The sequence below is a fragment of the Streptococcus hepaticus genome, from assembly GCF_043656315.1.
GTDB classification, from domain to species: Bacteria; Bacillota; Bacilli; order Lactobacillales; family Streptococcaceae; genus Streptococcus; species Streptococcus hepaticus.
Map to the genome: position 1 here is coordinate 41,667 of NZ_JBINIY010000010.1, position 22,624 is coordinate 64,290.

Annotated in this window: 23 protein-coding genes; 20 read left to right on the forward strand and 3 right to left on the reverse strand. The window is 41.6% G+C overall.

What is annotated here, in order from left to right:
* The first annotated feature begins 2 nt into the window (after window positions 1–2).
* Window positions 3–1,421 carry a cell division site-positioning protein MapZ family protein gene (locus ACHUFA_RS08320; RefSeq protein ID WP_394405511.1) on the forward strand — a complete coding sequence of 473 codons (1,419 nt, stop codon included), beginning with the start codon at window positions 3–5 and terminating at the stop codon, window positions 1,419–1,421.
* Window positions 1,422–1,568: 147 nt separating this feature from the next.
* Here the strand turns inward: ACHUFA_RS08320 and ACHUFA_RS08325 are convergent, their stop codons facing one another.
* Window positions 1,569–2,051: an S-ribosylhomocysteine lyase gene (locus tag ACHUFA_RS08325; RefSeq protein WP_394405513.1), complete on the reverse strand. Its 483-nt coding sequence runs from the start codon at window positions 2,049–2,051 to the stop codon at window positions 1,569–1,571.
* Between the two features lie 161 nt (window positions 2,052–2,212).
* Between ACHUFA_RS08325 and ACHUFA_RS08330 the strand changes: the two genes are divergently transcribed.
* The 16 genes from ACHUFA_RS08330 to ACHUFA_RS08405 all read left to right on the forward strand — a co-directional run bounded on the left by ACHUFA_RS08330 (window position 2,213) and on the right by ACHUFA_RS08405 (window position 18,214).
* Window positions 2,213–3,826: a ribonuclease Y gene (locus tag ACHUFA_RS08330; protein ID WP_394405515.1), complete on the forward strand. Its 1,614-nt coding sequence runs from the start codon at window positions 2,213–2,215 to the stop codon at window positions 3,824–3,826.
* Window positions 3,827–4,024: 198 nt separating this feature from the next.
* Complete coding sequence (locus tag ACHUFA_RS08335; RefSeq protein ID WP_222349648.1) at window positions 4,025–4,228, forward strand: cold-shock protein; 204 nt, start codon at window positions 4,025–4,027, stop codon at window positions 4,226–4,228.
* A 185-nt stretch (window positions 4,229–4,413) separates the two neighbouring features.
* On the forward strand, window positions 4,414–5,040 hold the full coding sequence (gene gmk, locus ACHUFA_RS08340; RefSeq protein WP_222349650.1) for a guanylate kinase: 627 nt from the start codon (window positions 4,414–4,416) through the stop codon (window positions 5,038–5,040).
* A 25-nt stretch (window positions 5,041–5,065) separates the two neighbouring features.
* The gene (rpoZ, locus tag ACHUFA_RS08345) at window positions 5,066–5,380 is read left to right on the forward strand and encodes a DNA-directed RNA polymerase subunit omega (RefSeq protein WP_222349652.1); all 315 of its coding nucleotides are present in this window, start codon (window positions 5,066–5,068) and stop codon (window positions 5,378–5,380) included.
* A gap of 65 nt (window positions 5,381–5,445) precedes the next feature.
* A complete protein-coding gene (locus tag ACHUFA_RS08350; protein ID WP_394405517.1) occupies window positions 5,446–7,827 on the forward strand; it encodes a primosomal protein N' in 2,382 nt (793 codons plus the stop codon).
* Window positions 7,828–7,842: 15 nt separating this feature from the next.
* Window positions 7,843–8,352, forward strand: a complete 510-nt coding sequence (locus tag ACHUFA_RS08355) for a GNAT family N-acetyltransferase (protein ID WP_394405519.1) — start codon at window positions 7,843–7,845, stop codon at window positions 8,350–8,352.
* Entirely contained in the window at window positions 8,349–8,837 is a 489-nt protein-coding gene (locus tag ACHUFA_RS08360; RefSeq protein WP_394405521.1) for an AAA family ATPase, read from the forward strand. Before ACHUFA_RS08355 ends, ACHUFA_RS08360 begins: the two co-directional genes overlap by 4 nt.
* A 106-nt stretch (window positions 8,838–8,943) precedes the next feature.
* A complete protein-coding gene (gene fmt, locus ACHUFA_RS08365) occupies window positions 8,944–9,879 on the forward strand; it encodes a methionyl-tRNA formyltransferase (protein ID WP_222349658.1) in 936 nt (311 codons plus the stop codon).
* Window positions 9,872–11,182, forward strand: a complete 1,311-nt coding sequence (rsmB, locus tag ACHUFA_RS08370) for a 16S rRNA (cytosine(967)-C(5))-methyltransferase RsmB (protein ID WP_394405523.1) — start codon at window positions 9,872–9,874, stop codon at window positions 11,180–11,182. Before fmt ends, rsmB begins: the two co-directional genes overlap by 8 nt.
* 38 nt (window positions 11,183–11,220) lie before the next feature.
* On the forward strand, window positions 11,221–11,955 hold the full coding sequence (locus tag ACHUFA_RS08375) for a Stp1/IreP family PP2C-type Ser/Thr phosphatase (RefSeq protein ID WP_222349661.1): 735 nt from the start codon (window positions 11,221–11,223) through the stop codon (window positions 11,953–11,955).
* A 3-nt stretch (window positions 11,956–11,958) separates the two neighbouring features.
* Window positions 11,959–13,920 carry a Stk1 family PASTA domain-containing Ser/Thr kinase gene (gene pknB, locus ACHUFA_RS08380; RefSeq protein WP_222349664.1) on the forward strand — a complete coding sequence of 654 codons (1,962 nt, stop codon included), beginning with the start codon at window positions 11,959–11,961 and terminating at the stop codon, window positions 13,918–13,920.
* Between the two features lie 160 nt (window positions 13,921–14,080).
* A complete protein-coding gene (gene liaF / locus ACHUFA_RS08385) occupies window positions 14,081–14,776 on the forward strand; it encodes a cell wall-active antibiotics response protein LiaF (protein ID WP_222349667.1) in 696 nt (231 codons plus the stop codon).
* The gene (locus ACHUFA_RS08390) at window positions 14,773–15,768 is read left to right on the forward strand and encodes an envelope stress sensor histidine kinase LiaS (RefSeq protein ID WP_394405526.1); all 996 of its coding nucleotides are present in this window, start codon (window positions 14,773–14,775) and stop codon (window positions 15,766–15,768) included. Before liaF ends, ACHUFA_RS08390 begins: the two co-directional genes overlap by 4 nt.
* Window positions 15,761–16,402, forward strand: coding sequence for a response regulator transcription factor (locus tag ACHUFA_RS08395; protein WP_394405528.1), 642 nt, complete (start codon window positions 15,761–15,763; stop codon window positions 16,400–16,402). The genes ACHUFA_RS08390 and ACHUFA_RS08395 overlap by 8 nt, the downstream gene beginning before the upstream one ends.
* A 38-nt stretch (window positions 16,403–16,440) precedes the next feature.
* Window positions 16,441–17,841: a Cof-type HAD-IIB family hydrolase gene (locus ACHUFA_RS08400; protein ID WP_222349674.1), complete on the forward strand. Its 1,401-nt coding sequence runs from the start codon at window positions 16,441–16,443 to the stop codon at window positions 17,839–17,841.
* 1 nt (window position 17,842) lies between these two features.
* Window positions 17,843–18,214, forward strand: a complete 372-nt coding sequence (locus tag ACHUFA_RS08405; RefSeq protein ID WP_222349677.1) for a S1 RNA-binding domain-containing protein — start codon at window positions 17,843–17,845, stop codon at window positions 18,212–18,214.
* A 66-nt stretch (window positions 18,215–18,280) separates the two neighbouring features.
* Here ACHUFA_RS08405 and cysK read toward each other — a convergent pair whose 3' ends face one another.
* Together cysK and ACHUFA_RS08415 are read right to left on the reverse strand one after the other, a co-directional pair.
* Window positions 18,281–19,207: a cysteine synthase A gene (cysK, locus tag ACHUFA_RS08410; RefSeq protein ID WP_394405530.1), complete on the reverse strand. Its 927-nt coding sequence runs from the start codon at window positions 19,205–19,207 to the stop codon at window positions 18,281–18,283.
* A gap of 88 nt (window positions 19,208–19,295) precedes the next feature.
* Window positions 19,296–19,928 (reverse strand): YigZ family protein, encoded by a 633-nt coding sequence (locus ACHUFA_RS08415; RefSeq protein ID WP_394405532.1) that lies wholly within the window; start codon window positions 19,926–19,928, stop codon window positions 19,296–19,298.
* 64 nt (window positions 19,929–19,992) lie between these two features.
* On the opposite strand from ACHUFA_RS08415, the gene ACHUFA_RS08420 reads away from it, so the two are divergent.
* The 3 genes from ACHUFA_RS08420 to hpf all read left to right on the forward strand — a co-directional run bounded on the left by ACHUFA_RS08420 (window position 19,993) and on the right by hpf (window position 22,560).
* Window positions 19,993–21,279: an ATP-dependent helicase ComFA gene (locus tag ACHUFA_RS08420; protein WP_222349680.1), complete on the forward strand. Its 1,287-nt coding sequence runs from the start codon at window positions 19,993–19,995 to the stop codon at window positions 21,277–21,279.
* Window positions 21,276–21,938 (forward strand): ComF family protein, encoded by a 663-nt coding sequence (locus ACHUFA_RS08425; protein WP_222349683.1) that lies wholly within the window; start codon window positions 21,276–21,278, stop codon window positions 21,936–21,938. The genes ACHUFA_RS08420 and ACHUFA_RS08425 overlap by 4 nt, the downstream gene beginning before the upstream one ends.
* A 76-nt stretch (window positions 21,939–22,014) precedes the next feature.
* A complete protein-coding gene (hpf, locus tag ACHUFA_RS08430; protein ID WP_222349685.1) occupies window positions 22,015–22,560 on the forward strand; it encodes a ribosome hibernation-promoting factor, HPF/YfiA family in 546 nt (181 codons plus the stop codon).
* Window positions 22,561–22,624: the final 64 nt, after the last annotated feature.

Consider the following 22,624-nt stretch of genomic DNA (forward strand, 5'->3'; position numbering starts at 1 on the left):
TCGTGGCAGAAAAAGACGAAGAAGTATTGGATTTTGAAAAAGCCAAAAAAATGACGGTCGGAGAAGCCGCACGACGTCAAGAGGATTTAGAAGCTGGGATTTCAGAGACAGATAGTGTCTTAGACCGCTACATCAAAAAACACCGAGAAGCCATTGAAGCGGACAAGTTTGAGACGAAGATCCACATGCCAGTTATCAAGGAAGAAGACCTGCTAGTAGATGACAAAATTGAGGAGTTGGGTATTCATAAGGTTCAAGCTGATAAAGAAGAGGTTCCAGCAGAAGTGGTAGAAAAAGTCGAATTGGAGCTAGAAGTAGACGAAGTTCCAGTCGTCAATCCCATTTCTGCGATTGCACCAACTCAAACTTCAGCAGTAGATGATGAGTGGGAAGTGGTACAGGATGAGCCAGAGGAAGAGGTAAGTCATTCAGATTCTAAGAAAAAAATCTGGATATGGGCAGCCTTGGTTACCCTCTTTGTCGGAGTTTTAGCCTCAGCCTTTGTCTGGATGAATGGGGACGATAAATCAAGTAAAACAAGTAGCTCAGCGTCAAGTGCAACTAGCCAATCAAGTACGACCAGCTCAAACTCGACAAATACAGCGGTAGCAGATTTTGAAACACTTTACAAAACCTTCTTCACTGATGCAAGCATGAAGAATTTAAAAAATAGCCAATTCGGGAAGTTGGCGGAATTGAAAATCTTGTTGGACAAGATTGATAGTAAGTCAAGTGCTTATGCGGACGCAAAAACAAAATACAGTAATTTGGAAAAAGCCATTAAAGCTGTCCAAACACTCAATGGCCAATTTGACAAGGCAGTCCTTCAAGATGGTCAAGTGGACACCAGTGCCATTGTCAAAGAAGGACAAAACTTAACCGCCTCTGCGACGGGTATGGAAAGCGTAGATGCAGCTATTGCTTCAGCTGTAAACTTTGGTCGTTCACAGCAAGCTAATGCGACAGTTGCTACTAGCAATCAGGCAGCAGGTTCGACTGCAACTGGTCCTGTAGAAACGCCGGCAGCCACACCTGAAACGGTTGCTCCACAGCCGCAACAAGCGTCTAGTTCAGCAGTTATTGCAGGTGACAATCCGCTCTACGGTATTGCTATTCCAGCAGGAGTGACATTGCAACGTGATTTGAGCCGTGTACCATATGATTGGGATAAAATCAATAACGATCCAACTAATGATGCTTGGAATTTTAACGAAGGTGTTCTGGAGAAAATTATTGCCACTTCGCAAGCGCGTGGCTATGTTTCAGGAAACCAATATATTCTTGAAAAAGTCAATATTATCAACGGAAAAGGTTACTACAACCTCTACAAACCAGATGGTACCTATCTCTTCTCTATCAATGCGAAAACAGGATACTTTGTCGGAAACGGATCTGGATATGCTGACGCTTTGGATTATTAGACTAAAAAACCTGGAGTACAGTGAGGTACTCCAGGTTTTTGTATATAGAACATAAAATAGTTGAACGCAGTGCTAAGATGCAGAATTAGACTCCCCCAGCGTTTAGTCGAGTGTTTAGAAAATCGCAATGACTATTTTTAGACTCATTTACACAATATGGCGCTCAAAGGCATTGTCAGAAATACCTTGAGACAGGATGAGTTTCGCCCATTCGCGTGCAGAGTGCAGGCTGTGGTCCTTGTAATTACCGCAAGACTCAATCGTTGTGCCAGGAACATCTTCCCATGTTACAGCGTTGGCAATGGCTTCAAAACTGGATTTGATAACTTTTGCAATCTCAGTTGGATCCTGCTTGCCCCACATAATCATATGGAAGCCTGTGCGACAACCAAATGGAGAACAGTCAATCATACCGTCAATTCGCTGGCGGATTAGTTTAGCCAAAAGGTGTTCAATAGTATGGAGACCCGCTGTATCCATAGAATTTTCGTTAGGTTGCACCAAGCGAATATCAAAGTTAGTGATAACATCCCCTTTAGGGCCAACTTCTTCAGAAATCAAGCGGATATAAGGTGCTTTTACAATCGTATGATCTAGTTCAAAACTTTCTACAATAACTTCTTTAGTCATAGTTTCCTCCTATAGTATATTTTGATTATACCATAAGTTTTTTGAAATCGCTCTCTCTTTTCCACTGGGAAATGGCAATTTCCATTTGTGAAATCGTTTAAAATATGATAGAATGAAAAAGGACTTTTTGTAAAAAAGCCAATAAAAAATTGAGGTGGAACATGAACATAGTAACCCTTGCTTTGGGACTTGTTGCTGTTCTCATCGGTTTAGTGATCGGATATATCACGGTTTCCCTAAAAATGAAATCTGCTAAAGAAACAGCAGAATTGACACTTTTAAATGCTGAACAAGAAGCAAGTAATATCAGAGGAAAAGCGGAGCAAGAAGCAGAGAGTATTGTAAAAACTGCTGAGCGTGATCGCCAATCTTTGAAAAAAGAAATGCTTTTAGAAGCAAAGGAAGAAGCACGTAAATATCGTGAAGAAATCGTGGAAGAATTCAAATCTGAGCGCCAAGAGTTGAAGCAAACGGAAATTCGTTTGGCGGAACGTGCGACAAACTTGGACCGCAAAGATGATAATTTAACCACAAAAGAAAAGGCTTTGGAGAAAAAAGAACAAAGTCTGACAGATCGCACTAAGCACATCGATGAGCGCGAGGAACAGGTTGCCAAGTTAGAAGAGCAAAAAGCTCAAGAGTTGGAAAAAGTAGCGTCATTGAACCAAGACGAGGCACGCGATATTATCTTAGTGGAGACACGGGATAAATTAACTCACGAAATTGCAACTCGTATCAAAGAAGCTGAACGTGAAATCAAAGAGCGTTCAGACAAGACTGCTAAAGAGCTCTTGGCTCAAGCTATGCAACGAATTTCTGGTGAATATGTGGCAGAACAGACCATTACCTCTGTTCACTTGCCAGATGATCAGATGAAGGGACGTATTATTGGTCGTGAGGGTCGTAACATCCGTACCTTTGAAAGTTTGACAGGAATTGACGTGATCATTGATGATACGCCAGAAACAGTTATCTTGTCCGGTTTTGATCCGATTCGTCGCGAAATTGCCCGCATGACAATGGAAGCTCTCTTGCAAGATGGTCGTATCCATCCTGCTCGTATTGAAGAGTTGGTTGAAAAACACCGCGTAGAAATGGACAATCGTATTCGCGAGTACGGTGAAGCAGCTGCCTATGAAATTGGTGCACCAAACTTACATCCAGACTTGATTAAGATTATGGGACGCTTGCATTTCCGTACTTCTTACGGACAAAATGTCCTCCGTCACTCTATTGAAGTTGCCAAACTTTCAGGAGTATTGGCTGCTGAATTGGGTGAAAATGTCAATCTTGCTCGTCGTGCAGGCTTCCTTCATGATGTTGGTAAAGCGATTGACCGTGAAGTGGATGGAAGCCATGTGGAAATTGGAACCGAATTGGCTAAAAAATACAAGGAAAATCCTGTTGTGGTCAATACTATTGCCAGTCACCATGGAGATGTAGAAGCAGAGAGCACGATTGCCGTTATCGTTGCAGCAGCAGATGCCCTTAGTGCAGCTCGTCCGGGATCACGTCGTGAGTCTATGGAGGCTTACATTAAGCGTCTACAAGACTTGGAAGAAATCGCTAACAGCTTTGACGGTATCAAGCAAGCCTATGCTATCCAAGCGGGTCGTGAGGTCCGTATCATTGTTCATCCTAATAAGATTAGTGATGATAAGGTAACGATTCTTGCGCATGATGTCCGTGAAAAAATTGAAAATAACTTGGATTATCCAGGAAATATCAAAATTACGGTTATTCGTGAGACACGAGCAACAGATATTGCCAAATAATAATGAGAGAAATGCTGAATATTCAGTGTTTCTTTTCATTTGTAGTCAGTTATTTCATTTATTGAGGGTAAAAGGTTGACTTATTGTAGATATCCTGTTAGAGTAGTGAGTGTAATAAGTTTTTTGAGTTATTTATTAGTTTCACTTGTTTGTACCTCTTCAAAGTTTTTACAAAATAATAAAAAGAGGTATCTCAAAATGGCACAAGGAACTGTAAAATGGTTTAACGCAGAAAAAGGCTTCGGCTTTATTTCAACAACTGAAGGGCAAGATGTTTTTGCTCATTTCTCAGCAATCAAGAGCGACGGCTTCAAAACTTTAGAAGACGGACAAAAGGTTGAATTTGATGTTGAAGAAGGTCAACGTGGCCTGCAAGCAGTCAACATTACTAAATTATCATAAAGTAGAAAATTGTAGTGGATGCTACAATTTTTTTCTGTCAATTTTTTCAGTGATGAAAAAACAATGAAAACACTTTGAAACATCTGAGTTTACAATACTTTGTTAAATGAAAAAAATAATGATGAACGCTTGAAATATCAGTGCATTTTTGCTAGACTAGAATGAAAGATTTAAAAGGAGATGTCATGACAGAGCGTGGGTTACTAATTGTATTTTCAGGACCGTCCGGTGTCGGAAAGGGCACTGTTCGTAAAGAAATTTTTTCAACGCCAGATCACAAGTTTGAGTATTCTGTTTCAATGACAACACGTCCGCAACGTCCGGGTGAAGTAGATGGTGTGGATTATTTCTTCCGTTCTCGCGAAGAATTTGAAGAATTGATTCGTCAGGGGCAAATGCTAGAATACGCTGAGTATGTTGGAAACTATTATGGTACACCACTGACTTACGTAAATGAGACTTTGGATCGTGGAATTGACGTTTTCTTGGAGATTGAAGTGCAAGGTGCTCTTCAAGTGAAGCAAAAAGTGCCAGATGGTGTTTTTATTTTCTTAACACCGCCAGATTTGGATGAATTAAAAGACCGCTTGGTAGGTCGTGGAACAGATAGTCAAGAAGTGATTGCAAAACGAATTGAGCGTGCGCGTGAAGAAATCGCCCTCATGCGTGAGTACGATTATGCAGTCGTGAATGATCAAGTACCACTTGCTGCGGAGCGTGTTAAGCAGATTATTGAAGCAGAGCATTTTCGAGTGGACCGTGTGATTGGTCGCTATGATGAAATGATGAATGAGCAATTAAACGCTCGTTAAACTATTTAGAAAAGAGAACAATATTATGATGTTGAAACCTTCGATTGATACCTTGCTAGATAAGGTGCCATCAAAGTATTCTTTGGTTATTTTAGAAGCAAAACGTGCTCATGAATTAGAAGCAGGTGCAAGAGCAACGCAAGAATTTACATCTGTAAAATCGACACTTCGTGCCTTGGAAGAAATCGAATCAGGCAATGTAATTATTCATCCAAATCCAGAAGAAAAACGAGAAGCAATGCGTCGTCAAGCAGAAGCAGAGCGTCTCCGTTTGGAAGAGGAAGAGCGCAAAATTAAAGCGCAAATCGCCAAAGAAAAAGAAGACGGCGAAAAAATTTAAGGACAGAAAAACTCAGTTGGTGATCCAGCTGGGTTTCTTTTCTAAAAAAGAGAGAAAGGAGAAGTATGTTAGCTCAGGTTATCGTTGATGTCCCTCTCATGCAGACGGACCAGCCTTATTCTTATGAAATTCCGGACGTATTTGCCCAAATGCTGCAAGTCGGCATGCGGGTTCATGTTCCCTTTGGGAAAGGAAACCGCTTGATCCAAGGGATAGTAGTTGGTTTTTCGGAAGAAAATGACGGGGCAGCCTTGAAGTCGATTGCAGAAGTTTTGGATTTTACGCCAGTCTTGAATACCGAGCAGTTGTGGTTGGCGGATCAGATGCGAAAAACGGTCTTTTCCTACAAGATTTCGATTTTGAAGGCTATGCTGCCCAACCTACTCAATTCTTCCTACGATAAGATTTTGACAGTGGGGCAGGGCTTGTCTCCTATAGAGCAAGAAGACTTGTTTCAAGGGAAGAATCAGATTCACTTTTCAAATTTGGATCCCACAATTCAGGCAAAAGTCATGCGCCTAGCTCAAGCAGGAAAAATTTCAGTTGAGTATGTTGCCAAAGATAAACAGCAAATCAAGACAGAAAAATGGTATCGAGTCAATCAGGCCCTGTTGAGTCGCTTTGATGTTGGAAATCGTGCTAAGAAACGTCTAGAATTGCGGGAGGTCCTGCTGAAACAAACTGGGGAATATCCCTTGGCAGAGCTTCGGAAGGATTTTTCGTCAGATGTGATCAAGTTTTTCCTTGAAAATGCTTTGATAGAAGTTTGGGAGAAGGAAGTTAGCCGAACAGAAGATTATTTTGCAGGTATTCAGTCTAGTCAAGCACTCCAACTCAATCCCGAACAGACGATTGCGGTCAAGGAGATTCTATCTCAAGTTGGACAGGAGAGTCAGACCTATCTATTGGAAGGGGTGACAGGGAGTGGTAAGACAGAGGTTTATCTGCAAGTCATTGACCAAGTTTTACAGCAAGGAAAAACAGCCATTATGCTGGTGCCTGAGATTTCACTGACTCCTCAGATGACCAATCGCTTTATTGCACGTTTCGGCCAGCAGGTAGCCATTTTACATTCTGGCTTGTCAGACGGAGAAAAGTATGATGAATGGCGGAAAATCCAACGAGGAGAGGCGCAAGTTGTTGTAGGAGCTCGCTCGGCAGTTTTTGCTCCCTTAAAAAATATCGGTGCCATCATCATTGATGAGGAACACGAAGCGACCTATAAGCAAGATAGCAATCCGCGTTACCACGCGCGTGATGTGGCCCAACTTCGAGCGGATTATAATAATGCGGTCTTGGTTTTGGGGTCAGCCACCCCTAGTCTAGAAAGTCGTGCGCGTGCTAGCAGGGGAGTCTATGGTTTCTTGACCTTGACGCAGCGAGCAAATCCTAAGGCTAGTTTGCCGACTATTGAAGTCATTGATTTTCGAGATTTTATCGGTCAGCAAGAGGCAGGGAATTTCACACCGCTCTTACTGGAGAAAATCAAAGATCGACTGGCTAAGAAAGAACAGGTTGTTCTCATGCTCAATCGTCGTGGCTACTCTTCTTTTGTCATGTGTCGGGATTGTGGGGCGGTTGACCAATGTCCAAATTGTGACATTTCGCTGACCCTGCACATGGATACCAAAACGATGAATTGTCATTACTGCGGATTTCAAAAGGAGATTCCCAATGCCTGTCCGTCCTGTGCTAGTCGTTCCATTCGTTATTATGGAACGGGAACGCAAAAGGCTTTGGATGAATTACAGGAGCTCTTACCTGATGCAAAAATCCTACGAATGGATGTGGATACGACACGGAAAAAAGGTGCTCACGAAGCTCTTCTTAAGAAATTTGAAGCACAGGAAGCAGACATTTTGCTCGGGACCCAGATGATTGCCAAGGGATTGGATTTTCCCAATGTGACCCTTGTTGGTGTACTCAATGCAGACACGGCTTTGAATTTACCAGATTTTCGTTCGTCAGAGAGGACTTTTCAACTGCTAACTCAAGTGGCAGGTCGAGCAGGTCGAGCGGATAAGGAGGGAGAAGTGGTCATTCAGACCTACAATCCAAATCACTATGCCATTGCCTTTGCTAAAAATCAAGATTATGAAGGTTTCTATGCTTACGAGATGACGATTCGACGTGGACTAGGTTACCCGCCTTACTATTTTACAATTGGGTTGACCTTATCTCATAAATCTGAAGAAGAAGTGGTCAAAAAATCCTATGAAATCGTCGCTCTCTTGCGCCAGCACTTGTCGGAAACGATTGGGATTTTGGGTCCAACGCCTAAGCCTATTGCCCGAACCCACCAGCTCTATCATTATCAGATTTTGCTTAAGTACCGCAAGGAGGAAAATTTGGAGAAGGTCCTCAACCAGATATTGGATTGGAGTCAGTTGCCGAATCAGAAAGATTTACGCTTAATCATTGACAATGAACCCCAGAATTTGATGTAACGTTTGGAAGTGAGTATGAAATTAGATGTTAGTCAATTTTCTAGTCAGTATTTGGTAAGGGACTTGTGTGAGGAAGATATTCCTCAAATTTTAGAACTTGAAAAAGGGAATCCATCGTATTTCCAATTTTGTCCACCTTCTCCAATTTTGGAGAGCATTTTGGAGGATATGCATGCCCTACCAGATAGGAAAGATCAGGAAGATAAGTATTATATTGGTTTCTTTCAAGGAACACATTTGGCAGCAATCATGGATTTGATTGCAAGTTATCCAAAGGAGGATACATTTTTTATCGGTTTCTTCATGGTTGCTGCGCAGTATTCTCAGCAAGGGAAAGGGAGTATGAGCATTCAAGTAGTCTTACAATCTCTCTCAAGACAAGGTTTTGGTCGTGTTCGATTAGGCTATATGAAAGGCAATCTGCAGAGTCAGGCTTTTTGGAATAAGTGTGGTTTTGAGAAAACAGGTGTCCAGGTTGAGACGAAACAAGGTGCTATCATTGTTTTGGAACAGGAGCTGCTATGAAAAAATGTATTTTTATCAGAGGGAACTCAGCCAGTGGGAAAACGACTTTAGCCAAGTTGATTTGTGAACAGGTAGCTTGTCAAAGTTTTCTCATTTCACAAGATGTGGTTCGTCGTGAAATGTTAGGATGTAAAGATGGTCCAGAGACATTAGCCTTACCTATTTTGCAGGAATTCTTGGTTTTGGGACACGAGCAGTTTGACCTGGTCATTGTGGAGGGGATTTTGCGAAGTGACTGGTACGCACCGCTCTTTCAACAAGCGCGGGAATTGTATAAAGAAGATTTGATAGCCTATTATTTTGACCTTTCTTTTGAAGAAACGCTGGCGCAACACCAGACTAAGCCACAAGCCGCAGAATATGGAGAAGAGTCCTTGCGCTCTTGGTGGTTGAACAAAGATTTGTCTCCTTTTTTAGAAGAGAAGCGAATTAGTTCGGTAGTTGACTTGAACGAACTTGCCAGCGAGATAGCTTTCGATTTGTAAAATAAGCCTGTGAATTCTTTTCCCAGGCTTTTACCTTAATCTTCTTAAGAGAAATATAAGCTGAAAAATGGTATAATGAACAGATAATAATAAAGTGAGGGATTGCATGACCAAGGTAATTTTTATGGGGACGCCAGCATTCGCGGCGACTGTTTTAGAAGGGATTTTAACGGATCAGCGCTATGAGGTGCTGGCGGTTGTGACGCAGCCTGACAGAGCTGTTGGTCGTAAAAAAGTTATCCAGATGACCCCTGTCAAGGAAGTAGCGCTTGCACATGGCTTGCCTGTTTTGCAACCAGAAAAAATGTCAGGTAGTCAGGAAATGATAGATTTGATGAACTTAGGTGCAGACGGGATTGTCACCGCTGCTTTCGGGCAATTCTTACCGACCAAATTATTAGATTCAGTCAATTTTGCAGTCAATGTCCATGCCTCACTTCTACCTAAATACCGCGGTGGAGCACCTATTCATTATGCTTTGATCAATGGAGATGAACGTGCGGGGGTGACCCTCATGGAAATGGTCAAAGAAATGGATGCAGGGGACATGATTGCGAGCAACAGTATTGTCATTGAAGCGACTGATAATGTGGGAACTCTGTTTGAAAAATTGGCAATCGTTGGTCGTGATTTGCTCTTGGAAAAATTGCCGGATTACTTATCTGGTCAATTGAAGCCAGTCCCACAAGACCCAGAGCAAGTGACATTCTCGCCAAATATCCAACCAGAAGAAGAACGTTTGGATTGGAATAAGTCAGCCCGTCAAATTTTCAACCAAGTTCGTGGCATGTATCCGTGGCCAGTTGCTCACACTCTCTGGAAGGGAGAGCGTTTCAAGGTTTACGAAGTAGCAGAGGTGGAAGGTACTGGTCAACCAGGACAAGTCCTAGTACGCAACAAGAAAGAATTGGTAGTGGCGACGAGCGATGGTGCAGTCTCCCTTAAAACTATTCAGCCAGCAGGGAAGCCAAAAATGTCTGTGGCAGATTTCTTGAACGGTGCTGGTCGTGACCTACAAGTAGGAGAACAATTCGGTGAGTAAGAAACAGCAAACGGCACGTAGTCTGGCACTGACAGTCTTAACCCAAATTTTTGATGAAGGAGCCTATTCTAATATTGCTCTGAAGCAGGAGTTGGATAAGACAGGCCTGACCAGTCAAGATAAGGCGCTAGCAACAGAGATTGTTTATGGAACAGTAGCGCGTAAAATGACCTTGGAGTGGTATTTATCGCATTACATAGAAGACAGAGACAAGATAGATAGCTGGGTCTACTACCTTCTCATGCTTAGTCTTTATCAGATTCTCTATTTGGATAAAATTCCAGCCCATGCCTCGGTGAATGAGGCAGTCAACCTAGCTAAGCGGAAAAAAGGAGCAGACAAGTTTGTCAATGCGCTGTTACGAAAACTATTGACTGCGGATTTGCCGAGTATTGCCTCTATCAAGCGTAAAAACAAGCGCTTATCCATTCAGTACTCAGTGCCAGTTTGGTTGGTTAAAACCTTACTAGAAGAGTATGGAGAAGAACGGGCGGAAAAAATCCTGGCGAGTCTGTTTGAAAGAAATAAAGCCAGCGTTCGTGTGACAGATACAGACAAATTTGATGACTTGAGAGAGGAACTGGAAGCAGAAGCTTCACAACTGTCACCAGTTGGTTTGGTCAAGTCTAGCGGTCATTTTGCAGGAAGTGTAGCCTTCGCCAAGGGTGACATCACTATTCAAGACGAAACCAGTCAGTTGGTAGCTCCAACTTTAGACTTAAAAGGAGATGAGCAAGTTTTAGATGCCTGCGCAGCTCCTGGTGGGAAGACCATGCACATAGCTTCTTATCTGACAAGCGGTCAGGTGACAGCGCTGGACCTTTACGACCACAAGTTGACACTCATTGCGGAAAATGCAGAGCGTTTGAATGTGGCAGATAAGGTTGTTACCCAAAAATTGGATGCTAGACAGGTTGCACAATTTTTTGGAGAAAATGCCTTTGATAAGATTTTGGTAGATGCGCCGTGTTCAGGGATTGGGCTTATCAGACGTAAGCCGGACATCAAGTACAATAAAGAAGCGGCTGATTTTGCAAGTTTACAGGAGACTCAGCTGGAGATACTGGACAGCGTTTGCCAAAGCGTCAAAAAAGGTGGTATAATAACCTACAGTACTTGCACCATTATCCAAAAAGAAAATCAAGAAGTCGTCCAAGAATTTTTGCGAAGACACCCAAATTTTGAGCAGGTTGTCTTACAGCATCCTTCTTCAGATATTTTAGTAGATGGGTGCATCTTGATTACACCAGAACAGTATCAGACAGATGGATTTTTCATCAGTCAAGTACGAAGAATATCCTAAATTTAGAGGAGGTGGCTGATTTTCAGCCGATATACAGTATGGAATATGCTTTATTAACAGATGTTGGTCAAAAAAGATCCAACAACCAAGACTACGTCAATCGTTATACGAACCGCGCAGGGATTGATTTGATTGTCCTTGCGGACGGAATGGGAGGACATCGTGCAGGTCATATTGCTAGTGAAATGACAGCGACTGATCTTGGTGCGGCTTGGGTAGATGCCCAACTAACTACTCTAAACGATGTTCGGGAGTGGTTTGTAGACGTACTCGAAAAAGAAAACCAAAAAATCTATGAACTTGGTCAGACAGATGATTACAAGGGAATGGGAACTACGCTTGAAGCAGTTGTTGTTATTGATCAACAAATGATTTATGCGCATATTGGGGATTCACGTATCGGGATTGTTCGAGATGAAGAATATATCCAATTAACAAGTGATCATTCTTTAGTCGGCGCCTTGGTTCGTGCAGGTCAATTGACAGAAGAAGAAGCGAGTCGTCACCCACAGAAAAATATTATTACGCAATCCATTGGTCAGCAAGAACCTGTTGAACCAGATATTGCTATTAAGAAATTGGAAATTGGTGACTACGTTCTAGTGAATAGTGATGGATTGACCAATATGATTTCAACTGGTGATATTCGAGATATTTTGGTGAGTGATGTACCGCTTGCTAACAAGGCTGAAAGTCTTATTCGCTTTGCAAATAATGCAGGAGGAACAGATAATATCACCGTCGCTCTTCTTCATCTGACGGAGGAGGCCTAATCCATGATTCAAATTGGAAAGATATTTGCTGGTCGCTATCGTGTCGTTCGTCAAATCGGCCGTGGTGGCATGGCGGATGTCTATCTGGCTAGGGATCTGATTTTAGATGGTGAAGAAGTGGCGGTTAAAGTCCTTCGGACCAATTATCAGACGGATCAGATAGCCGTCCAACGGTTTCAGCGTGAAGCACGTGCTATGGCAGACTTGGATCATCCAAATATTGTTCGTATCTCTGATATTGGTGAGGAAGATGGGCAACAATACTTGGCTATGGAGTATGTTGACGGCTTAGACCTGAAGCGTTACATTAAGGAAAATGCTCCTCTATCCAATGACGATGCTGTACGTATCATGGGACAAATTCTTCTAGCTATGCGTATGGCCCATACACGAGGAATTGTTCACCGTGATTTAAAACCGCAAAATGTTCTCTTAACGAAAGACGGAACGGCTAAGGTAACCGACTTCGGTATTGCAGTGGCCTTTGCAGAAACAAGTCTGACACAAACAAATTCGATGTTGGGCTCGGTTCATTATTTGTCCCCAGAACAAGCGCGTGGTTCTAAGGCGACTGTTCAGAGTGACATCTATGCTATGGGGATTATTCTTTTTGAAATGTTGACAGGTCGGATTCCTTACGACGGAGACAGCGCGGTAACCATTGCTCTTCAGCATTTTCAAAAACCACTTCCTTCTGTTCGTGCCAGCAATGCACAAGTGCCACAGGCTTTAGAAAATGTGGTTCTAAAAGCAACGGCTAAAAAGTTGACAGACCGCTATAAAACCGTTGCAGAAATGTATGCAGATTTGGCATCATCTTTATCAAGTAGCCGTAAAAACGAGAAGAAGGTCGAGTTGTCTGATAACAAGGTTGACACAAAAACCTTACCAAAATTAAGTCAATCAACCACAGAAGTAAAACCAGCTAAGGCAAATTCACAAGCCAAGTCTACACAGCAAAAATCAACTCCTGATACCAAGCCAGCAAAAATCAAGCGCCGAATGCGGACTCGTTATAAGGTGCTTATTGGAGCGAGTTTCCTATTAGCAGCAGCTTTTGTTACCATATTGTTGAGTACTCCGGCAACCATCAAGGTTCCAGATGTAGCTGGTTTGACCCGTGATCAAGCCGTTGACAAGATTGAAACAGCAGGCCTGAAAGTCGGTCAAGTAAAAGAAGAAGCTTCCTCAGAAGTAGAAGCAGGACTGGTCATTCGTACAGACCCGGCAGCCAATACCTCTCGTCGTGAAGGAAGTGCAGTTGACTTATTTATAGCTGTTGAAGAAGCTGTTACTGTACCAGATGTATCAGGTAATGACTTGGAAACAGCCAAATCAACATTGCAGGAGCTTGGCTTTGAAATCGGGAATGTTACTTATAAAAATAGTGATTCTGTCCCTGAAGGAAATGTAATTAGTACAGACCCTAAAGCCAATACTTCAAAATCTAAAGGAAGTAAAGTGAATCTTGTAGTTTCTTCAGGCGTTGAAAGTGTGACAGTACCCGATGTGGCAGGTGTTAGCCAGTCTGCAGCAAAACAAGCTTTGGAAGCGGCAGGATTCAAGCTGGGGACTGTGACGGAAGAAAATAGCGATAAGGTTGCAACTGGACTGGTCATTCGCACAGACCCAGTAGCCCAAACTGCTCTTGCTAAGGGGACAACGGTCAACCTAGTTCTCTCTAAAGGCACTTCTATCCTGATGCCAGACTTTGGTAATATGCAAGTTAGCTATGCAGAAGCGCGCCGTCAATTGCAGGCTTTAGGCGTATCAGTTTCTTCGATTGAAAAACAAGCAGATTCTACTGTTTCTGCTACAGTCTCTGATATGGTTATTAGTCAGTATCCATCGGCTGGTTCCGTCATTGATGGGACAGTAACGCTTTATGTGTCAGTAGCAAATACATCCACTACTACAGATAACACCTCCTCATCAGCTACAACTACCCCTGCATCAAATGAATAATGAAGAGAGAACCTAAGACCATGTTTTAGGTTCTTTCCTATCCCTGTTTGTAGTAGTTTCTAGCCAGAAGTGAGAAATGGTTCCACTTAGCCCTACAAAAGTGAGAGGAAACTGCTCTTTCTTTCTAAAATTTGTTACAATAAAAGGGTGAGGAATTTTCATGAAAAAAGTACAATTTTTCTTATTGGTTGAAGCTTTTATTTTTACGCTGGCTTTGTTTGACATACTAGCTAGCGACACGGCTCGTGTCTTACTCTTGTTGGCTGCTTTGTTATTGCTCGTTTGGTATTTCACCAGTCGTAAGGTCAATAGTATGCTAGTGACTAGTGCCAATATTTTGATATTTTTGGTCTTCGTGCTCAATCCATTTTTCATTGTTGGTGTCTTGATTGCCTTGTTGTATGTCGTGGTCAATTTCTTTGCCCGTTACGAAAAGCGCAATCAGTATACCTATATTATTATGGATGATGAAACCTTGTCCGTTGACCGCAGGAAAAACAAATGGCTGGGCAATCAAGAACACGCTAAGGACCAGTATGGTTTTGAAGATATCAATATCATTCGACTTTTTGGTAATGATGTTGTGGATTTGGATGAGACTGTTTTGGTAGGACGAGATAATATTGTCATGGTTCGAAAGGTATTCGGGCGGACCAAGATTGTGATTCCTATCGATGTGGAAGTCAGTCTTTCGGCAACGAGCCTGTATGGACAGGTACGTTTTTTGGGTCTTTCTGAGTGGGATTTGCGAAATGAAAGCCTAGCTATTTCCAGTCCTCACTATAAGGAATCTCATAAGCGAGTCAAAATCGTTAATAACAGCCTCTTCGGGGATGTGGAGGTGGTTCGCGTATGACAAGACGGACATTTTTATTGCTGATCTGGTATGCAGCCCTGATTATCTTGGTGGTGCTGGCAGCCATTTTTCCCCTGCTGAATCTATCTGTGTGGGATATCTCGCTATGGATATCTACGGAACAGTTGGTTTTCACACTTCTATTGCTTGTCTTTGTATTGGCGTTTTTCTTATTTATATTAGTGCAATCATCAGCTATTACGGCGACTCAATTGATGCGTCAAAAATTACGCTCAATCTTGCAAAATAAAAGCATTCGTACGGCTTCAGAAGAAGATCAACTTTTGCTTGATTTATCAGATAAGGTACGGAATCTCACCAAGCAGGTCCAGTTAATCGATAACCAAGATTTGGTGAAGCGAGAGGAAATCGTAGAGAGTGAACGCAAGCGGATTGCCCGTGACTTGCATGATACAGTCAGTCAAGAATTATTTGCGACCAGTATGATTTTATCGGGCTTGTCTAGTAATGTCGCCCAACTTCCGACGGAAACAGTGGCTCAGCAGTTGCTAACGGTCAAGGATCTGATTGAGTCGGCTCAGAAAGATTTGCGGATCCTACTTTTGCATTTACGTCCAAGTGAGTTAGCAGATAAGAATCTGGTGGAAGGCTTTGAAGTCATTCTTAAGGAAGTCAGTGACAAGAGTGCTATCGAAGTCAATTTTTACCATGAAATAGAAGAAATTCCAAAACTCATAGAAGAACACTTGTTTCGGATTGGTCAAGAAATTATTAGTAATACCTTGCGTCATGCCAAAGCAAAACATTTAGATGTTTATCTGGTCCAGCATGAGACAGAAGTTCAGCTTAAAATGACGGATGACGGGGTTGGTTTTGAGCAGTCTGATGAAAAAGATATGAGCTATGGCCTACAAAATATTCAAGATCGAGTGGAGGATATGGCTGGTACAGTGAAAATCCGTACCGCCCCACAAAAAGGTGTGGCTATTGATATTCGTATTCCACTCTTGAAAGGAAAAGAAGATGAGTAAGATTCGTGTCCTCCTAGTGGACGACCATGAAATGGTCCGTTTAGGATTGAAAAGTTTTTTGAATTTACAGCCAGATGTGGAGGTTGTTGCAGAAGCAGATGACGGTCAAGAAGGCTTAGAAAAGGCTCTGGCTGAAAAACCAGATGTTATCGTGATGGACTTGGTGATGCCAAATATGACAGGCGTAGAAGCAACCTTAGCGATTTTGGAAAAATGGTCTGAGGCTAAGATCGTCATTTTGACTTCTTACTTGGATAATGAAAAAATTTATCCTGTTCTCAATGCAGGCGCTAAAGGCTATATGCTCAAAACTTCTAGTGCGGACGAAATTCTACAAGCCATTCGTAAGGTAGCTCGCGGTGAATTAGCCATCGAAACAGAAATAGAAAAGAAGGTAGAACACCATCGTAACCACCCAGATTTACATGATGATTTAACTGCTCGTGAACGAGAAATTTTAACGCTGTTAGCCAAGGGTTATGACAATCAACGTATAGCAGATGAATCCTTTATTTCCCTCAAAACAGTCAAGACTCATGTGTCCAATATTTTATCAAAATTGGAAGTGAGCGACCGTACCCAAGCTGTTGTTTATGCCTTTCAACATGGACTGGTAGCGCAAGAAAAGGAATAGTGGTATACTATTGAAAGTAAGTATGAGGAAGGAGATTCATGGACGCTAAGTTAAAATACCGCGCTAAAAAAATCAAACTAGTCATTTTTGATATCGATGATACCTTGCGTGTGAAAAATACAGGTTACATTCCTGCAACCATTCCCCATGTTTTTCAATCGTTACGTAAAAGAGGCATTGAAACAGGTTTGGCTTCCGGTCGTGCCAAATATGGAGTTGTTCCAGAATTGGCTGCACTCAAACCAGATTATTTTGCCATGATAAACGGTAGTTTGGTAGAAGATAAAAAAGGGAATATCCTTCATAACAAGCCGATTTCACCTGACTTGGTAGAAAACTATATAGATTGGGCAGAGGAAGCAGGTATCGCTTACGGATTTATGGGCGCAGAAGGAGCGGCAGTATCCGATCGTAACGATGCTGTAGAAGAAACCATTGATGTCGTTTATGACAATCTAGCGGTCGAACCAGATTTTTATAAAAATAGAGATATCTATCAGATGTGGACCTTTGAACCTAAAGGAGTAGAGGCAGAATTGCCTGAACATCTCACACAAGATTTGAAAAGTGTGCGTTGGGAGGCACGCTCATCAGACATCATTCTAAAGGATGCCTCGAAAGCGGCTGGTGTTTCTATGCTAGTAGAAAAACTAGGACTGAAACCAGAGAATGTCATGGTATTTGGGGATGGGCTCAATGATATTGAACTCTTTGAATATGCAGGTATCAGTATTGCTATGGGGCAATCTCACCCTGATCTAGCAGCAAAAGCAGATTATATTACAAAAAATTTAGAAGAAGACGGCATTTATGATGCCTTGGAGAAATTAGGAATGGTAGAAACAATTAGAAATTACCCACAACTTGCTCTTGCAAATGCAGCAGGTCCAATCGCAACAATTCAAACTAACCACGGTGACCTTAAAATTAAACTCTTCCCAGAGCAAGCTCCAAAAACAGTTGCTAACTTTGTTGCTCTTTCAAAAGACGGTTACTATGATGGTGTCATTTTCCATCGTATTATCAAAGATTTCATGATTCAAGGTGGTGATCCAACTGGTACAGGTATGGGTGGACAATCCATCTATGGAGACTCATTTGAAGATGAATTTTCTATGGAAGTTTTTAACATCCGCGGAGCGCTTTCAATGGCTAATGCAGGTCCAAATACCAATGGAAGTCAATTCTTCATCGTTCAGAATACCAACTTCCCTTATTCTGCGAAAGAATTAGAACGCGGTGGCTGGCCTGCTGAAATTGCAGCAGTCTACGCAGAAAATGGTGGAACACCACATCTGGACCAACGCCATACTGTTTTTGGCCACTTGGTAGACCAAGATTCGTTCAAAGTCTTGGATGAAATCGCAGCCGTAGAAACAGGTGCACAGGACAAACCTGTAGAAGATGTGGTCATCCTTGGCGTAACGATTGAGGACTAGGATGAAAATTGGAGATAAGATCCAAGGAAAGATTACAGGGGTTCAACCTTACGGAGCCTTTGTCGAACTAGAAGATGGGACGACAGGACTGATTCATATTTCTGAAATTAAGACAGGTTTTGTTGATAACATTCACGACCACCTAAAAATCGGTCAAAACGTCCTCGTTCAGGTGGTAGACTATGATGAATTTTCTGGTAAATCAAGTCTATCTCTTCGGACCTTAGAAGAGGAGAAGCAGAAATTTCCACGTCGTCATCGTTTTACTAATGATCGAAACAAATTTGGTTTTGAACCCTTGAAAAATGCCCTTCCAACATGGATAAAAGACGCGAAAGAAATGTTGACCAAAGAAAAAGAAGCGAAATCTTAAAATTTCACTTCAGTTTGAAGACAAATGCTCTATTTTGAAGCGTTTGTCTTTTTTTCTACTGTAATTTTAGTCTTCAAAGTTATAGAGTGCAGTTGAGAGATAGCGTTCGCCATTGTCTGCGGCTAAAGCCAAGACTTTCTTTCCTTTTCCGAGCTTTTTAGCAACTTCAATGGCAGCAAAGATGGCTGCAGAGGCAGAAATACCAATTAAGAATCCCTCTTGTCCTCCCAAAGTACGACCAAATGCCAGTGCATCGTCAGATTTTACACGAAGCACATGATCATAGGAAGTTGTGTCCAAAGCCCCTGGAATAAAACCAGTTGAAATACCTTGGATTTTGTGTGGACCAGGTTTATCTCCTGATAAGACAGCAGACTCATCCGCTTCCAAACCGTAAATTTGAATATTTGGATTTGCTTTTTTGAGTGCGCGAGAAACACCAGTAACAGTACCGCCAGTTCCAATACCGGCTACAAAAGCATCTAAGCCCGTTGGACCAAAGTCTTCCAGAATTTCAGCTCCTGTTGTTAATTCATGAATTTCAGGATTGGCAGGATTTTCAAATTGCAATGGTACCCAAGCACCACGTTCTTTAGCGATTTCTTTAGCTTTTTCAATAGAACCTTTGATTCCATCAGAGCCAGGTGTCAAGACCAATTCAGCACCGTAGGCTTGAACAATTTTACGACGTTCAATGCTCATGGTTTCAGGCATGACGATGACGACTTTATAACCTTTAGCAGCTCCAACCCAAGCCAAGCCAATTCCTGTATTTCCAGAAGTTGGCTCCACGATAGTATCTCCAGGTTTGATGATGCCACGTTTTTCCGCATCTTCAATCATGTTCAGAGCGATACGGTCCTTAACGGATGAACCAGGGTTAAAGGCTTCAAGTTTGACATAAACTTCTGCAGCATCTTCAGGAACGATGTTGTTTAATTTCACAATCGGAGTTTTGCCGATTAATTCTGTAATATGTTGATAAATAGCCATAATTGTCCTCCACTTTCTTGTAGGTTCAGTATACCCTTAGCCCATCTTTTTGTAAAATATAAAAAAGCTATCAAAACGATAGCCTTTCTTAATTTATAGGAACTTCCACAATCCTCGTGCCTATTTTTTCAAGAGAAACTTTCCCATGGTAATATTCAACTAAACTATCCATAGTCTCTTGGACGATTTCCTTGTCGACATAGAGGGTAGTTGTTACATTCTCTAAAAACTGAGTATCGTATTCAAGCAAGCTTCTTTCAGAACACCATTTAGCAAAATCTTGATACTGAGCATAGCTCAAACCGACAGAGATTCCTTGCTGTTCCTTGACTTGAACGCAACCAATTTCCTTAACTGCTTCGGCGACAGCACCAGCGTAAGCTCGGATTAAGCCTCCAGCTCCTAGTTTTATTCCACCAAAATAGCGTGTAACAACCGCGACAATGTCCGTCAATTGGTGGTTTTCTAGAACAGTTAATATAGGAACGCCAGCTGTTCCAGAAGGTTCACCGTCATCGGATGACCGCTTGATTTCAGCGTTTTCGCCAAGGATAAAGGCAGAGCAGTTATGGTTAGCTTTGTAATGTTCTTTTTTTAGCCCGTTGATAAATGTACGAGCTTCATCTTCTGTCTTTACTCGTTTTAGATGGCAGATAAATTGTGATTTTTTTATATCAATCTCAATGACACCATCTTCTTTAATTGTCTTGTATTCTTTCATATCAAAATTGTACACATTTTTTCAAAACTTAGCAAGTTTAGGAAAAAATTACGAATAAAGAAGTATGCAGATACATCAAGATTACTTAGGACGTTTGTTTACCAAATATCAGTTGACAGAAGAAGAACGCGAGCAGGCCCAAGAATTACTAGCAAATTCTAACAAGTGTAGTCGCTGTGCAAGTCCTTATCGCCCAGAATGCCAGTTACCAAACGGAGCTTACTACTGTAGAGAGTGTATTTTACTTGGTAGAGTGCGCAACGATGAGTCTCTCTATTATTTTCCGCAAGAAGATTTTCCTCGGCAACAATCCCTATTATGGAAAGGCCAACTTACGGACTGGCAGGCAGAAATTTCGCAAAAATTGTGTAAAAATGTATCCCGTAAGCAAGCTACTCTTGTGCATGCAGTGACAGGAGCCGGAAAGACCGAGATGGTCTATCAAGTTGTAGCACAAGTCATTGATGGTGGCGGAAGTGTCTGTTTAGCTAGTCCGAGAATTGATGTCTGTATTGAACTGTATAAGCGATTGGAAAAAGATTTTTCTTGTCCAATAGCATTGCTACACGGAGAATCTCAACCCTATTTCCGTACACCTCTGGTGATTGCGACCACCCACCAACTACTCAAGTTTTACCAAGCATTTGATTTGGTTATGATTGATGAAGTAGATGCTTTTCCATATGTAGACAATCCGATGCTCTACCAAGCTGTTGACAATGCTACCAAAGAAACGGGACTCCAAATCTTTTTGACAGCAACATCAACAGATGAATTGGATAAAAAAGTGAAAAGCAAACAACTGGAACGTCTCAGTCTACCTAGAAGATTTCATGGGAATCCCTTAATTGTACCGAAAAAAATCTGGATTAAGAAATTTGAACACCATTTGGCTCAGAAAAAAATTCCCCGACTTATCAAGAAAATGATGGCTCAGCAACGACAAACGGGATTTCCTTTGCTAATATTTGCACCGGAAATATCCAAAGGACGAGAACTTTCTTCTATAATAAGCCAATTGTTTCCCGAAGAAAAGATAGGCTTTGTTTCTAGTCAAACGGAAAATCGCCTAGACATCGTTCAACAATTTCGCAATGGAGAACTCAGTATTCTCATTTCAACTACAATTTTAGAAAGAGGAGTGACATTTCCGTGTGTGGATGTCTTTGTACTACAAGCAAACCATAGACTCTATAATTCTTCATCACTCATACAGATATCTGGTCGAGTTGGTCGTAGTTTAGAGCGCCCAACAGGTCAATTATTATTTTTTATAGAAGAAACAAATCAAGCCATTGAAAAGGCGATTAAGGAAATCAAGATAATGAATAAGGAGGCTGGCTATTCATGAAATGCATGTTGTGCGGAGAAACACATTCAGCACGCCAAACATTTTCGGAACTCTTTTTTATTCAAATGAGGAAAGAACAGGTCTGTCCAGACTGCATGATGTCCTTTAAGCGGATACCAGCTCAACATTGTACAAGATGTTATAAAGCTGACTCACAGGAAGTTTGCCCAGATTGTAAAAAATGGGAGGAAAAAGGAGTGATCATCCGACATTGTAGCCTTTTTCAATACAAGGACGCGATGAAGTCTTATTTTAGTCGCTACAAATTTGAAGGTGATTATCTTTTGCGACATGCGTTTGCCACAGAATTACGACAAGCATTAATGAATTACAAGGGCTACACCCTAGTTCCAATCCCAGTCAGTAAAGAGCGTGAAGAGGAGCGTGGTTTTGATCAAGTGACGGGTCTGCTAGAAGCAGCCGGCTGTGCTTATGCAGAATTATTGGGGAAAGTAGACTCGCCAAAACAGTCTGAAAAAACACGTCAAGAAAGATTGTTAGCCAAACAGACATTCTATCTACTAGAGAACATAACTATACCAAGTAAGATATTATTAATAGATGATATCTATACTACAGGTGCTACTTTAGAACTAGCCAAACAAGCAATTTTGAAAGCTGGAAAGAAAGAAATCAAAACATTTTCATTGGCAAGATAAGAAAACGCTTGCATTTTTATCAAAAGATGTTATAATAAAAGAGAAGAAAGGCGAAAGCCGAGAAAGAGGTACTCATATGATTAAATTCAGTATTCGTGGTGAAAACCTTGAAGTGACAGATGCACTCCGTCACTATGTAGAAGAAAAAGTAGCAAAAATTGAAAAGTACTTCAATGAAGAGCAAGAACTGAGCGCTAAGGTGAATTTGAAAGTCTACCGTGAGAAGACTTCAAAAGTAGAGGTTACTATTCCACTTGGCTCAATTACTCTCCGTGCAGAAGATATTTCACAAGATATGTACGGTTCAATTGATTTAGTAGTTGATAAAATTGAGCGCCAAATTCGTCGCAATAAAACAAAGATTGAAAAGAAAAATCGTCAAAAAGTTGCAACTAGTCAAATCTTTACAGAAGAATTAGAAGAGCAAGCAGCTGTTGAGGACGTAAAAGTTGTTAGAACAAAACAAGTTGATGCTAAACCAATGGATTTGGAAGAAGCAAAACTTCAATTGGAATTGCTCGGACATGATTTCTTCATCTATGTAGATGCGAAAGATCATACAACAAACGTACTCTACAAGCGCGAAGACGGAGATCTTGGACTCCTAGAGGTACGTAATTAAAACCTCGCCCCTTTATGGGGCGAATTTTTTTTAAAAAAATCAGGAAAGGAGTTGACAGTTGGGT

Bases quoted from the DNA above. Each gene is read 5' to 3' on its own strand.
- ACHUFA_RS08325 (WP_394405513.1), bottom strand. From the start codon at position 2,051: ATGACTAAAGAAGTTATTGTAGAAAGTTTTGAACTAGATCATACGATT.
- ACHUFA_RS08330 (WP_394405515.1), top strand. From the start codon at position 2,213: ATGAACATAGTAACCCTTGCTTTGGGACTTGTTGCTGTTCTCATCGGT.
- ACHUFA_RS08335 (WP_222349648.1), top strand. From the start codon at position 4,025: ATGGCACAAGGAACTGTAAAATGGTTTAACGCAGAAAAAGGCTTCGGC.
- gmk (WP_222349650.1), top strand. From the start codon at position 4,414: ATGACAGAGCGTGGGTTACTAATTGTATTTTCAGGACCGTCCGGTGTC.
- rpoZ (WP_222349652.1), top strand. From the start codon at position 5,066: ATGATGTTGAAACCTTCGATTGATACCTTGCTAGATAAGGTGCCATCA.
- ACHUFA_RS08350 (WP_394405517.1), top strand. From the start codon at position 5,446: ATGTTAGCTCAGGTTATCGTTGATGTCCCTCTCATGCAGACGGACCAG.
- ACHUFA_RS08355 (WP_394405519.1), top strand. From the start codon at position 7,843: ATGAAATTAGATGTTAGTCAATTTTCTAGTCAGTATTTGGTAAGGGAC.
- ACHUFA_RS08360 (WP_394405521.1), top strand. From the start codon at position 8,349: ATGAAAAAATGTATTTTTATCAGAGGGAACTCAGCCAGTGGGAAAACG.
- fmt (WP_222349658.1), top strand. From the start codon at position 8,944: ATGACCAAGGTAATTTTTATGGGGACGCCAGCATTCGCGGCGACTGTT.
- ACHUFA_RS08375 (WP_222349661.1), top strand. From the start codon at position 11,221: ATGGAATATGCTTTATTAACAGATGTTGGTCAAAAAAGATCCAACAAC.
- pknB (WP_222349664.1), top strand. From the start codon at position 11,959: ATGATTCAAATTGGAAAGATATTTGCTGGTCGCTATCGTGTCGTTCGT.
- liaF (WP_222349667.1), top strand. From the start codon at position 14,081: ATGAAAAAAGTACAATTTTTCTTATTGGTTGAAGCTTTTATTTTTACG.
- ACHUFA_RS08390 (WP_394405526.1), top strand. From the start codon at position 14,773: ATGACAAGACGGACATTTTTATTGCTGATCTGGTATGCAGCCCTGATT.
- ACHUFA_RS08395 (WP_394405528.1), top strand. From the start codon at position 15,761: ATGAGTAAGATTCGTGTCCTCCTAGTGGACGACCATGAAATGGTCCGT.
- ACHUFA_RS08400 (WP_222349674.1), top strand. From the start codon at position 16,441: ATGGACGCTAAGTTAAAATACCGCGCTAAAAAAATCAAACTAGTCATT.
- ACHUFA_RS08405 (WP_222349677.1), top strand. From the start codon at position 17,843: ATGAAAATTGGAGATAAGATCCAAGGAAAGATTACAGGGGTTCAACCT.
- cysK (WP_394405530.1), bottom strand. From the start codon at position 19,207: ATGGCTATTTATCAACATATTACAGAATTAATCGGCAAAACTCCGATT.
- ACHUFA_RS08415 (WP_394405532.1), bottom strand. From the start codon at position 19,928: ATGAAAGAATACAAGACAATTAAAGAAGATGGTGTCATTGAGATTGAT.
- ACHUFA_RS08420 (WP_222349680.1), top strand. From the start codon at position 19,993: ATGCAGATACATCAAGATTACTTAGGACGTTTGTTTACCAAATATCAG.
- ACHUFA_RS08425 (WP_222349683.1), top strand. From the start codon at position 21,276: ATGAAATGCATGTTGTGCGGAGAAACACATTCAGCACGCCAAACATTT.
- hpf (WP_222349685.1), top strand. From the start codon at position 22,015: ATGATTAAATTCAGTATTCGTGGTGAAAACCTTGAAGTGACAGATGCA.